General features: G+C 60.7%; 10 protein-coding genes. 4 read left to right on the forward strand and 6 right to left on the reverse strand.

Annotation, left to right across the window (positions count from 1 at the left end; translation table 11 throughout):
• Positions 1-194: 194 nt before the first annotated feature.
• Positions 195-419, reverse strand: coding sequence for a hypothetical protein (locus RWL87_RS08300; protein ID WP_313969557.1), 225 nt, complete (start codon positions 417-419; stop codon positions 195-197).
• A 256-nt stretch (positions 420-675) separates the two neighbouring features.
• On the opposite strand from RWL87_RS08300, the gene RWL87_RS08305 reads away from it, so the two are divergent.
• Positions 676-1,272 (forward strand): hypothetical protein, encoded by a 597-nt coding sequence (locus RWL87_RS08305; protein ID WP_313969558.1) that lies wholly within the window; start codon positions 676-678, stop codon positions 1,270-1,272.
• 8 nt (positions 1,273-1,280) lie between these two features.
• Positions 1,281-1,916 (forward strand): hypothetical protein, encoded by a 636-nt coding sequence (locus RWL87_RS08310; RefSeq protein WP_313969559.1) that lies wholly within the window; start codon positions 1,281-1,283, stop codon positions 1,914-1,916.
• A gap of 95 nt (positions 1,917-2,011) precedes the next feature.
• Here the strand turns inward: RWL87_RS08310 and pdxT are convergent, their stop codons facing one another.
• Together pdxT and pdxS are read right to left on the reverse strand one after the other, a co-directional pair.
• The gene (gene pdxT / locus RWL87_RS08315; RefSeq protein WP_313969560.1) at positions 2,012-2,650 is read right to left on the reverse strand and encodes a pyridoxal 5'-phosphate synthase glutaminase subunit PdxT; all 639 of its coding nucleotides are present in this window, start codon (positions 2,648-2,650) and stop codon (positions 2,012-2,014) included.
• Positions 2,651-2,757: 107 nt separating this feature from the next.
• On the reverse strand, positions 2,758-3,663 hold the full coding sequence (gene pdxS / locus RWL87_RS08320; RefSeq protein WP_049333865.1) for a pyridoxal 5'-phosphate synthase lyase subunit PdxS: 906 nt from the start codon (positions 3,661-3,663) through the stop codon (positions 2,758-2,760).
• 226 nt (positions 3,664-3,889) lie between these two features.
• Between pdxS and RWL87_RS08325 the strand changes: the two genes are divergently transcribed.
• Together RWL87_RS08325 and RWL87_RS08330 are read left to right on the forward strand one after the other, a co-directional pair.
• Positions 3,890-5,530, forward strand: coding sequence for a Na+/H+ antiporter (locus RWL87_RS08325; protein ID WP_313969561.1), 1,641 nt, complete (start codon positions 3,890-3,892; stop codon positions 5,528-5,530).
• A gap of 203 nt (positions 5,531-5,733) precedes the next feature.
• Positions 5,734-7,251 (forward strand): MATE family efflux transporter, encoded by a 1,518-nt coding sequence (locus RWL87_RS08330; protein ID WP_313969562.1) that lies wholly within the window; start codon positions 5,734-5,736, stop codon positions 7,249-7,251.
• 91 nt (positions 7,252-7,342) lie between these two features.
• Here RWL87_RS08330 and nadE read toward each other — a convergent pair whose 3' ends face one another.
• From nadE to RWL87_RS08345, 3 genes are all read right to left on the reverse strand, one after another.
• Complete coding sequence (gene nadE / locus RWL87_RS08335; RefSeq protein ID WP_313969563.1) at positions 7,343-8,176, reverse strand: ammonia-dependent NAD(+) synthetase; 834 nt, start codon at positions 8,174-8,176, stop codon at positions 7,343-7,345.
• A gap of 39 nt (positions 8,177-8,215) precedes the next feature.
• Complete coding sequence (locus RWL87_RS08340) at positions 8,216-8,356, reverse strand: hypothetical protein (protein WP_313969564.1); 141 nt, start codon at positions 8,354-8,356, stop codon at positions 8,216-8,218.
• Between the two features lie 95 nt (positions 8,357-8,451).
• Complete coding sequence (locus tag RWL87_RS08345) at positions 8,452-12,489, reverse strand: S8 family serine peptidase (protein WP_313969565.1); 4,038 nt, start codon at positions 12,487-12,489, stop codon at positions 8,452-8,454.
• Positions 12,490-12,735: the final 246 nt, after the last annotated feature.

Genomic DNA, 12,735 nt, shown 5'->3' on the forward strand with positions numbered 1-12,735 from the left:
TACTCTTCGCGTGTGCTATTGCGCTAATCATTATTGAGTTTGGGTTGGCGCTCCTGCCCTAAACCCGTAGCAACATGAAAAGCCTTGGTTGTGAATTACGTATTCACAACCAAGGCTTTTCATGTATGAGGGGGCAAGGCGCCCCGTTCAATGCGGTTGAGCAGACTATTCAGCCGCGCCCTGAACTAAGGTGCTTAGTTCTTCGAGTAAGCAACCAGACCGTCCAGCCACGCCTGGTGGCCATTCAGCATAGTGTTCGGAACAGACGCAGCCAGAGCCTTCGCGGGAACACCAGACTGGCTTTCCTGAGTCAGGATGCGCACACGGTCGCCGTCCAGCTTCTCCACCAGCCAAGCGTGGTAAACCTCCAGGTAGTCGTCACCCTCAGCAACGTTCCCGCCGCCTGATGCTATTCGCATAATCAAATATTTCAGATGGGCGTGTAGCACCTTTCAATATGGGTGTTGGATTTTTTGTCAAATTTAAGAAAAACCAAAATGTCATCTTGATAAAAACAACTGGAATGTGTTCGATATGCATTTCCATAGTCAATATATCCGCAAGTCAGGCAAATAAAAGTGCCCTTATGTGTCACGGTGGGTCAAAATGTTGGATATTGAAAAAAATCGCAAATTTCCCTTGACTGTCAATCATTTGTGTCTATAAACTTAGGTTATGAATAATATTTCTCGTAAACGGTTTATTGTTGGTTCAGGTCTCAGTGTTGTGGCTGGGGTAATGGGGATGTCTGCTGCGCAGGCCTCGCAGGGTACTCGTGATAACTTCGAGGCAATCCTTTATCACGGTGGCTATTTCCCCAATGAGTCAGAGCTTAAAGCCCTTGGAAAGACTCGCAAGGAGATTGAGGAGTTTCAGGCTTGGCTTCGTACCGTACCTGTAGATGTGCTGAAGGCTAGCGATTCTCATAGGGCTGAGCAGGAAGAAGTTCTGAAGAGGTCTAAGCACTCAGCCTCGAAGCGCCCCAACGCGCGACCTATGGCATATGAGATTTGGTACAAGCTGAAGACGAGATGGCATGGGGAGCGTACTTATACGCGAATTGGCCAGACGAATTTCTCTCCAGTCGAAACTTTGGCTATCATGCCTAGTAACTACACCATGGCTCGTTCTTTGGTGCTTGTAGGACCAAGTCCTAATAATAGATACTGGACGATTTGGCGCGTTGGTGGAGGATGGCAACACTTCGGTATCCAGCATGGAGAATTCTACCCCAGTATTATTGGAGTAGATATTCGTCCTTCGTTTAGGTAGTGGTTGATGTGAAAACGTCATTTTTGAGGGTTGCATCCCTCTTGCCTTTGGCGATGTTCCTTGCCGCCTGCGGTGGCGCGAATACTGCGGCAAGCAGCACCTCCTCACCCTCCACGGCGAGCGCCTCAGCAACGGCAAGCACCACGCCGTACATCAGCTGCTCCTCATACTCCGCCGAAGATCTCGCGTCAGCAGAAGCCGCCAAGCCCGTCCCGCGCACCGACGAACAATACCCCGCGTACATCGAGTACCGGCACATCCTCGGAGACGGCGGCCACATCATTGAGCCCAGCGAAATCGACAGCAAGTGCCACGTCGCACTCAAAGCAGGGCGGAGCACCCTCCCCGAATACGTTCAAAACATCGATGCCTACAACGCTCAGCCCAGCGTCGGAGTCACCGACCCCTTTGCCGGCAGCGAGTACCGAGACATCAAGAACCGCAACGAATTCATCCCCCACCGCGCCGACCTGGAAGAAGCCGCCTACCCCGAGATGATCATTCGTCTCTACGAAAAGTGGTACGAGGCAGCCCCCGCAGACATCAAGACGCTCAGCGACGCGAACCGTGCACGATTCCTCGCCACGAGCGCCTACCAGCAGTGGAAGGCCCAGCCCCAAATCCCCAGCAGCTCCCGCGCATAAACCCACTCACGCATAAGCCCACTCAAAAATAGTTGTGGCGGTGACCGAACAACGGTCACCGCCACAACTATTTAATGGTTCTCCGGGGGGAGGGGCTAGTTGCCCTTCACCTCGTGCGCCAGAGCCAGCAGCTCCTCATGCACGGTCGTATCGCCCGTAACCTCCGGGTGGAAAGAAATACCAATCAGGTTGCCCGAACGCACACCCACAATCTTCCCCTCGTGACGAGCCGTCACCTGCACACCCTCACCGGTACCAGTCACAATCGGCGCACGAATAAACGCCGTATCAATAACCACCTCATCACCGGCAGGAGTCAGCCACGGCAGACGCACCTCCGCAGAATCAACCTGCGAACCAAACGCGTTACGACCCACCGAAACATCCAGGACACCCAGCGACTGCTGGCCCGGCGCCGGATCATCAATACGCTTCGACAGCATAATCAGGCCAGCACACGTACCCAGGGTCGGCAGACCCGAAGAAATCGCCTCAATCAGCGGCTCACGCACACCAAAAATGCGGGTCAGGCGGTCAATCGTCGACGACTCACCACCCGGCAAAACCAGCGCATCCAGACCCTCAAGCTGCTCACCGGTACGCACCCAACGCACCTGCGCACCCAGCGACTCCAGCATCAGCGCGTGCTCACGCACACCGCCCTGCAGCGCCAAAACACCAACCGTCAAACCCTCACCCGGCAAAACAGCACCGGGCTGAACCTTCTCAACCATCACCGCTCCCTTCACAAAAACAACAAAACAAGAAGGGGTGGGACCCGCCTCAGCGAACCCCACCCCCTCATCAAACGCTCACCCCGGATGCGGGGTGCGCGCACGAATTACCAGCCGCGCTCCGCCAGGCGGTGCGGTGCCGGAATGTCAGCAACGTTAATGCCGACCATAGCCTCACCCAGGCCGCGAGAAGCCTCAGCAACCTTCTCCGGGTCGTTGTAGAACGCGGTAGCCTTCACGATAGCCTTCGCGCGAGCAACCGGGTCGCCCGACTTGAAGATACCGGAACCAACGAACACGCCGTCAGCACCCAGCTGCATCATCATCGCAGCGTCAGCGGGGGTAGCCACGCCACCAGCAGTGAACATCACGACGGGCAGCTTGCCGGTCTGAGCAACCTCAAGAACCAGCTCGTACGGTGCAGCCAGTTCCTTAGCCTTCACGTACAGCTCGTCGGGCATGGTGTTGTACAGGCCCTGCAGCTCAGCAATCTGACGCTTAATGGTGCGGATGTGCTTGGTTGCCTCAGAGACGTCACCGGTGCCAGCCTCGCCCTTCGAGCGAATCATAGCGGCACCCTCGGTGATACGGCGCAGAGCCTCACCCAGGTTGGTAGCACCGCACACGAACGGAACCTTGAACTGGTGCTTGTCAATGTGGTTCACGTAGTCAGCGGGGGAAAGAACCTCGGACTCGTCGATGTAGTCGACCTTCAGGGTCTCCAGAATCTGAGCCTCAACGAAGTGGCCGATGCGTGCCTTCGCCATGACCGGGATCGAAACAGCATCAATGATGCCCTCAATCATGTCCGGATCAGACATACGAGCCACGCCGCCCTGCGCACGAATATCCGCGGGAACGCGCTCGAGAGCCATGACGGCAACAGCGCCAGCATCTTCAGCGATCTTAGCCTGTTCGGGGGTGACGACGTCCATGATGACGCCGCCCTTGAGCATGTCGGCCAGGCCGCGCTTAACAAGCGGGCTGCCGGTTACGGTGTTGTTATCAGTCATGACCTTATCTTCTCACGTTCTGAGTGTTCGCGCGCACTCACGGGGTCGGATTTTCTGTTCTCTGACACAGTACGACCCTAAGTTCACGTCAGAATGACACAAAACGTCATGAAAGGTAACCGCACCCAGCGACTAGACAGCCCCGCCAGCGAGCGCCGGGAATAAAACCGCGGGTGTACTCTTTAAACCCCTGAAGTACACCGGAGACCCCCAGCAGAGGAACAGCATGCTTGAATCCCTCATCGCGCTCTCACTAGCCATCCTGGTGGGAACCATCATTGCGCACAAGACGCACATCACTCCCGCGATTGTGCTGATTTTTATCGGTCTGGCCATCGGTATTATTCCCGCCCACGAGCTGCACGAAGTGCAGGAGCTTGGCCTGCCGCCGCACGTCATCCTCGAAATCTTCCTGCCCGTCATGCTCTTCTGGGAAACCCGCAACACCTCATGGCGTGAGGTGCGCACCCGCATCCGCGGTGTGATCCTCACTGGAACCCTGCTGGTCATTGTGACCGCCTTTGGTGTGGCGGGTATTCTGCACGCCTTCGCCGGCGTGTACGTCTGGGGTGCGGCACTGCTGATTGGCGTGGCGCTCGCACCTACCGACGCGGTTGCTGTGGCAACCCTCAACGGCAAGCTACCCAAGTCCTCCATCACCACCCTCAAGGCGGAGGCACTCATCAACGACGGCACGACCCTCGTGCTGTTAGCCCTCGCGGTGCAGGTAGCCGCCGGCCAAGAGCGCGCCCTCGGTCACGCGGCTGGCATGTTCGTCTTCTCCTTCCTCATCGGTATTCTGGTCGGCCTGGCGGTTGGCTGGGTAGCCAATAAGATTCGTGCCCACATCGACAACCCGATGTGGTTCACCTGCTTCATGCTGACCGTGCCCTTCATCGCGTTCATTCTCGCCGAGAAGATTGAGCCCCTCCCGGATATGAAGGGCTCCGGCGTGGTCGCCGTGGTGGTTGCGGCGTTCTTCCTCACCTACTACAGCCCGGACACCATCCGCCCGCAGAACCGCACCTACGGCCTGCCCACCTGGGCGTTCGTCACCTTCGTCATGAACGCCGTGCTGTTCGTCATGGTCGGTGTGCAGCTGCCCTCCGCCGTGGAACGCGCCGGCCTTGTGCTTGGAAACGACCGCTCCAGCTGGGGTGTCGCCCTGCTCGCCGTACTGGTTGCCTGGATTTCCTGCGTGGTCATCCGCTACGTGTTCTTGCATGCGTTCATCTTCACGATTCGCCTGCTCGACCGCAGCGAAAAGCAGCGTTCCCTGCGCACCACCCACCGCGGCCGCGTCGTCTCCACCATGGCGGGTCTGCGCGGCGGCGTATCCCTGGCGGTGGCACTGTCCATCCCGGCGAGTGTTGAATACCGCGACTTCGTCATCTTCGTGGTGTCCGGCGTGGTGCTGTGCTCCATGGTCGTCCAGGGCATGCTGCTACCCGCCGTGATCCGCTGGGCGAACCTGCCGGTCGACAACAGCGAAGAAGAAGAAATGAACGAAGCAATCCGCACCATGATTGCCGAGTCTTTCGACTCCATCCAGGAAATTGGTGGACGCATCAACGCCCCGCAGGAAGTCATCGACCGCATCGCGGAAGAACACATGTTCCACATGAGTATGTACCGTAACCTGCACACCCTGCACGTGCACGGCGACGACACCCCCGAAAACGTGCTGAAGGTGCTCGAAGCGCACGAAAAGGAGAAGGAACTGCGTCTGGGCGTGCTCGAAGTTCAGCGCGATATTCTCAAGCGTCTGCGCGACGAAGGCAGAATCGACACGAACGTACTGCACCAAATCCAGGAACGCCTGGACATCGAGGTTATGCGTGTGCTCGGCCCGATCGAGCTCGAATAGCTCACGCTCTTATGTATGAGGCGAGGCGCCCCACCCCGAACAGCGGGGGAGGGGCGCCTCGTTACTTTTTATGTCTAAACCTCTAGACCCACCACCATGTGAAGACGGTACAATACACTAGCCCGTTTTTCGCGCGAACCACGCCTCTTACCGCGTCATTCACCGCGCACCGGACCCAACACAGACCAGAATCACAAGAATTTATGACACCTCACCAGACTGAAAACAACGCACCCAAAAACGGTGTTTCCGAAAACACTGCACCCAACACCGCACCCGCCGCAGGACACGGCCCGCATGGCCCGCACGGCGCAAGCGAAGACCCGCAGAACATCTACCTGCTCAAAGAAGCACCCATCCTCAAGGCGCTCCTCTCCCTCGGCGTGCCCATGGCGCTCGGCCTCGCCATCACCAGCATCTACAACGTGGTGAACTCCTACTTCGTCGGCCACTACGGCAGCGTCGAAGAACTCGCCGCAACCGGCTACGGCGTGCCCGTCTTCGGCGTCATCATGGCAATCGCCGGCCTGTTCGGTCTGGGCGCCTCCACCCTCGCCTCCCGCAAGCTCGGCGCAGGCGAACCCGCCCACGAAATCCACCGCGTCACCTCCTTCGCGCTGTATTCTGCGCTCGGTGCCGGTGTTATCGCTGCTGCTATTGGCTTCATCCTCGCCGACCCGATTACCAGCATCATGGGTGCCTCCGGCGGCTCGTACGAACCGACCCGCATCTACGTGCACCTGATGTTCCTCGGCGCGCCCCTCGCTATCGGCATGTTCACCCTCGAACAGCTCGTGCGTTCCGAAGGCTACGCCAAGCAGTCCATGTACGGCATCATCGTCGGCACCGTCGTCACCTGCATCTTCGACGTGCTGTTCATCGCCGTCATGGACATGGGTATTGCCGGTGCAGGCTGGGCGATGCTGCTGGCTAACGCCGCGTCCATGCTGTACTACCTGCAGTTCCTGATGCGCAAGAGCGAGAACTTCTCCGCGAACATCCGCGACTTCTCCCTCGACCCCGCCATCATCAAGCCCGTGGTCGCGGTCGGTGCCGCTGAGCTCATTCAGAGCCTCAACCTGATCTTCGCCGCCCTGCTGCTGAACAACCTCGCCGCATCCTACGGTGACGACACCGTGGCGGCGTTCGGCCTGGCAATGCGCCTGAACATGGTCCCCGAAATGCTGTGTATGGGCCTGTGCATGGGTGGTATCCCGCTGTACGCCTACGCGTACGGTGCCCGCAACGGCGCCCGCGTAAAGCAGGCGCTGCGCACCGCAACCATGCTGTCCGTCATTACCTCCGTAACCATCACCATTCCGGTGCTGATTTTCCGCCGCGAACTGCTCGCCGTAGTGGGCGATGAGCGTCTGATGTCCACCGGTGAAGAGGTCATGGTCGCGCTCATGCTCGCCGCCGTGTTCAATGCCGTTAGCATCGTGTTCGTCTCTTGGTTCCAGGCGTCCGGTAAGGGCCGCCCGGCAATGCTGATGACCCTCGGCATTGCGCTGCTGTTCTTCCCCGCTGTGTACTTCGGCAACATGTGGTTCGGCTTTAAGGGCCTGACCTGGGCGTTCCCCTTCACCCAGGTGCTCGCCTGCGCGCTGGGTCTGGTACTGTTCCTCACCACCGGGGGCGCGAAGGTACCCCCGGCTGAGGCTGAGGTTGAGACTGAAGGTTCCGAGGAAGTTTCTGCCGCACAGCTCGAGCAGAAGGCGTAATCCTCGGTCTGCAAATACATAGTAAAAGCCTCGGACTCCCACTTGGGAGCCCGGGGCTTTCACTATGGTTCAGGGCGCTAAATTGGAGACGCTAGTTCTTCCACCAGGAATCAAAAATCGTCACCGGAGTAGTGCGCTTATGGCGGCTACGCAGGTAAATCTGCTCCAGCTTCTCCGCCGCCGCCTCGTCGATTTCCTTACCCTCCAGGTAGTCATCAATCTGCGGGTAGGTCAGACCCAGCTCATCCTCATCGGTACGGCCGGGCACACCGTCCAACAGGTCAGCGGTCGGAGGCTTAGCCCACAGACGCTCGGACGCACCCAGCACCCGCAGCAGCAGCTGGTTCTGGCGCTTATTCAGGCCGTACAGCGGCAGCAGGTCCGCGCCGCCGTCACCGAACTTCGTGAAGAAACCCGTAATGGACTCCGCCGCGTGGTCGGTGCCCACCACCAGGTAGCCGGGGCCGCCAGCCACCGCATACTGGGCGACCATGCGGGCGCGCGCCTTCACATTACCCTTGTTGAAGTCGCTCATCTGCTCGCCGGTCGCGGCAACGTAGGCGGTGTCGAAGCCGTCGACGGCCTCCGCAATGTTGAAGGTGAGGGAGCGGGACGGCTGGATGAAGCGCAGTGCCTCCTGCGCGTCCTCTTCGTCGTGCTGCACACGGTAGGGCAGGCGCACCGCCACGAACTCGGTGGTGCGGCCACGCTCGTTGAGGCGGTCGACCGCCAGCTGGCAGAGGCGACCGGCCAGGGTGGAGTCGATGCCGCCGCTGATGCCCAGTACCAGGCCACGGCTTCCGGTGGCTTCCAGGTAGTCGCAGATGAACTGGATGCGGCGCTCCACTTCTTCGCGTGCCTGCTCTTCGGTCATGTTGGGCTTGACGCCCATTTCACGGATGATCTGTGCCTGTAATTCACGCATGACTTAAGTGTACGCTCCACCTTATAGCCCGCGCGGTGATTAGCGGCTCAGGTTTTCAAAGACGCTCTCATAGCGGTCAACGAAGTCCGCCGCTGCGCTCAGAAGCTCCTCCTGGTCAAGGGAATCCCGAGTAGCTGACAGCGTTTCATCCTTGCCGTTCTGTGCCTGTAATTCACGCATAACCTAAGTCTACGCCGCAGACATAACAGCCCACAGAAAGAGCCGTGCCGAGGCAGAAAACTCCACCCCGACACGGCCCTCACATCCGCATCCGACTAGCGGTTATTCAGCACCCGCACGTTATAGCGGTGCAAGAACGCCGCCATCGCGCCACGCTCAATCGGCTGAACCGGACGGAACGAACCATCAGCCCAACCCGTCGTAATACGCTGATCCGCCAACCACGCAATCTCACGGTAGAACTGGCTACCGGTCGACACGTCACTAAACGGCGACACCGCAGGAGCCGAATACGCCGGCGAACCCGCAAAACGGTAGAAGAACGCCGCCATCGCGTCACGATTCACCGCAGCATTCGGGCGGAACGTACCGTCAGACCAGCCGGTCGTAATGCCGCCGGCGCGCATCCACTCAATCTCCTTGTAGAACGGGTGGTCACGCGGCACGTCCTTGAAGCTCGGAGTGGACGGCGCAGTGAACTGCGGCGAACCCGCCATACGGTAGAAGAACGCCGCCATAGCGCCGCGCTCCACCGAACCATTCGGGCGGAACGTACCGTCCGGGTAACCGGTCGTGATACGACGCTGAGCCAGCCAGTTAATGTCGTTCACGAACAGGTAATCCGCCGGAACATCCTTGAAGTGCGCACTCTCGGCGGGAGCCTCGGAGGACGAGGAAACGCGCAGAACCTGCGCACGCTCACCGGCCGCACCGTTCACGCCCGACAGGTCGCCGGTCGCGTTGTGCATGTGCAGGAACAGGGCAGAGCCCTTCGCCTCACCACTGCGGTGTGCCACCAGGTTCGTGCCCGGTGCGTCCACGAACAGGTTCGGAACGCCCGCCGAATCGCCGCTGAACCACAGCTTCGGCGCCGCATAGTTGAACGCCACCGAATCAGTCGTATCAACCACAGTCGTAGCGGAGAACGCGCTAGAAGTGGTCACCGAGTACGAAATCTCGGTGGACTCGGCGTTCGGGTCCAGACCCAGAACGCTCAGCGGAACAGTCATCACCAGGGTGTTCGAATCCATGATGTTGGTGTCCGTGTCACCCCAGGTGCCGTTCAGCGGGTACAGGGCGTTCTCGATGGCCTGCCACTTGCCGTTGCTACGCTTAGAGACCTTCACCAGCGGGTAGTCCAGGCCCTTCTCACGCACCGTCTGCAGGCGGTAGTCGCTCGTGCCGTCCTTGTTCGTATCAACGAACACGTAGTAGGTGCCGCGCGGGGTCACCTCCTGCCAGTTACCCCAGGTCGAAATACCGAAGGACAGGCGCGCGTCGGAGGTGTCCGCACCGGCAGCCTTCAACGCCGCCACGTCCGAGGCGGCACCCACGTACTGCAGGTCCATGCGGGAATCCGAACCGATACCCAGCTTCGCGGTCGGGATGCGCGGGCTCGAAGCACCCAGCTCGAAGGCACCCAGCAGGGAGCGGTAACCGCCCTGATCCACGGCGGTACCCTGCAGGGTCAGGGTCTGCTCGGTCGCGCCGGAACCCTCCGCGTCGAAGGCGATATCGGAGCCAGCCACACGCATCGCGGAAACCGGCTTCGGTGCCACGTGCAGCGGCATGCGCAGGGTCTTCACCGCAGCCGAAGAATCAGCATCGGTCAGAATCAGGCGGCCCGAAGCGCTCGCAATGTACTGGCGGGCACCCGAAATGGTGACCGTGCCGGTCGAGTAGTTTACCGAATCCTGGTTCGGGTACATGGACGGGTCGATGGTCTTCTCCAGCTTCGACGGGTCAATACGCACCGTCACGGTGAACGTGGCGGTCTGACCGGCACCCACAGACACGGACTGCGGGTAGGAGAACTCCACGCCCGGGATGCTCGTGCTGCCCTCATAGTTCAGGGTGTAGGTGTGCGCCACCGAGTCGGTATTCTCGACGCTCACGCGGTGCTGCAGGGTCTGCACACCGGCGTTCGGGGCGTACTCCAGCACGCCGAAAGTGTCCGAAACCTGCTCGGGGCGGGCGGCGTTGAACAGGAACACCTTGCCAGCTACAGCAGCCGGGGTGTTGATGCGGCCGGTACCCACGCGGTCCACCGCGTACGGGTTGCCCCAGGCGTCCTGCATGCGGTGGTCGGCGGTGTTCATGATGGCGGTCTTAATCATGCGCGGACCGTACTCCGGGTGCGCCTGCATAATCAGTGCCGCAACACCGGCAACAAAGGGCGTGGACATGGACGTACCGGTCTTCACGGTCGCCTCGGTACCGCCACCGACCAGGATGGAGGAAATGTTCGTGCCCGGTGCCGCAACGTCCGGCTTGGTGATGCCGTGCGAGCCGTGCAGGCCACGCGCGGTGGAGGTGTTCGCCTGATCCAGCTTGCCGTTGGGCACGCGAATCGAGTCGCGCAGGTTCTCGCCGAGCTGCAGGGTCAGCTCACCCGAATCAATCTGCGCGGAAAGGCGCTCCACCTGGCTCTTTGCCAGGCGCACGCCCGGAATGGAGGAGTTACCGCCGATAGCGGTGTCGCCCACCTCCGTGTTCGAGGCGATGACCACGCCGGTTGCGCCCGCAGCCTGCAGGTTGTCGAAGCGTACCTTCGAACCGCAGGGTGCTACGCCGTCAGCGTCCGCCCAGTCGATGAGAGCCCACTTGCCCTTCAATGTGGCGGCCTCCTCCTCGGTGAATGCCTCACAGGCGTAACGGTTGCGGGAGGCGGCACGCGCCACGGTGCCGCGCAGCTGCTCCTCGGTCGCCTTCGAATAGTCGAAGCTCACCGAGTAGTCGCCGTAAGTGTCCGCCTCATTCGCGGGGGCAAGAATCTTCACGCGGTCCGCCATCTGGGTCGAACCAATCGAGTTCGCCACGGTCAAGCCGTAGGCGCTGGTGCCGGGACCGCCCGAGTTGGAGTAGGTGTCGCCCACGGCGTTGTAGTTGTTGGCGTTACCCGCCGCAACCACGGAGAGGATGCCCTCGCGGTAGAGGGAGCCGACCGCGTAGTTCACGGTCTCATCGAACACGCCGAACTCGTTGCCGAGCGACAGGTTCGCGATGTCGGCGCGGTCGGAGAAGTCGCCGTCATCGTTGGGGTCGAGCACGCGGTCCAGGCCCTTGGGGACGAACGCGGTGGTGCCCTTACAACCGAAGATGCGCAGACCAATCAGCTGGGCGTCCGGTGCGGAGCCGGGGCCGATTTTCATGTCCTTGAGGTGCTCTTCGGTGAGCTTGGAGTAGTCGCCGTGGAAGGTCGAGCCGTCCGCGTTCACGCCGTAGCCCGCCGCGGTGCCGGCAACGTGGCTGCCGTGGCCGCCGCAGTCGAGCGGGTTAGCGTCCGGGTGGGGAGTGGAGGTTTCCTTCTTGGCGGAGTTGTAGTCGTCACCGACCAGGTCGTAGCCGCCGAGGAACTTCTTCGAATCGTAGGTGCCCTCGGGGATCGTGTCGGATGCCTTCGCCTTCTCGTAGGCTTCCTGGGTTCCGGGGCCGCCCAAATCGGCGTGAGTGTAGTCGATGCCGGTGTCGAGCACCACGATCTTCACGCCCTTGCCGGTGTAGCCGGTGGAGGCGGGATTCTGCGGGCTCTTCGCCCACACGGAGAGCGTGTCGGTATCAATCAGGGAGCCGGTGTTCTGGGGCGCCATGTCCTCGATGATGCTGATGCGTTCCACATCGTCACGGTTCGCGAGCGCACGAATCTGCTCGACGTTACCGTAGAGCGCCACGCCACGCATCGTGTTGTGGGTGGTGTAGAGGACCTGCGCGCCGGATTCCTTCGCCGCGGAGGCGCCCTGCTGCTGCACGCTGGCGCGGATTGCCTGCACCTGTGCCTGCGCGTTGACGGGTGCCTGCGCGCGGGAGCGGACTGCGTCCGGCTGGGTCTGGGCGTAGGCGCCCTTGCCCTTGAATCGGACGAACACGGCGCGTTCGCCGGTGGCGCCGTCCAGGCTGGGGGAGAGGACTTCGTTGCTGTTCTCGCCGGTGCCGGTGTTCTGGCGGGGTGCGTCCCGATCTACGCCGCGTACTACGCCCGGTGCCGCGTAGGCGGCGGTACCGAACGGCAGGGCGGTCAGCCCGAGGGTGAGCCCCAGGGTGAGTGCGCCGCAGCTGCGTGCCAGCTGCTTGAGGCGGCCCGGCTGTGTGTGCCGGGTGGCTCGCGCGGGGGTAGCTTCAGGGAAGGTTGCCACTGAATGCTCCTTATTTAGTGATGGTGTGTTCCTTAGCGGTTTCTGCACCTGTGGCGTTGCACCGAGAGTTGTGCACCGAGGGGTCTGCACCGAGAGTGCTTCGGTGCGTCTGTACTCCGTCTCCAGTGCATCTGCGCGGCGTGAACGTCAAGGTTCATGCCGACGGTGAAGAAACCTTCATTTATTGTCTCAACGATTCTTTATATAACCTAGTCAGACTCGTATTACGGAACATGACGCGGAATA

The sequence above is a fragment of the uncultured Rothia sp. genome, assembly GCF_963555405.1.
Taxonomy (GTDB): Bacteria; Actinomycetota; Actinomycetes; order Actinomycetales; family Micrococcaceae; genus Rothia.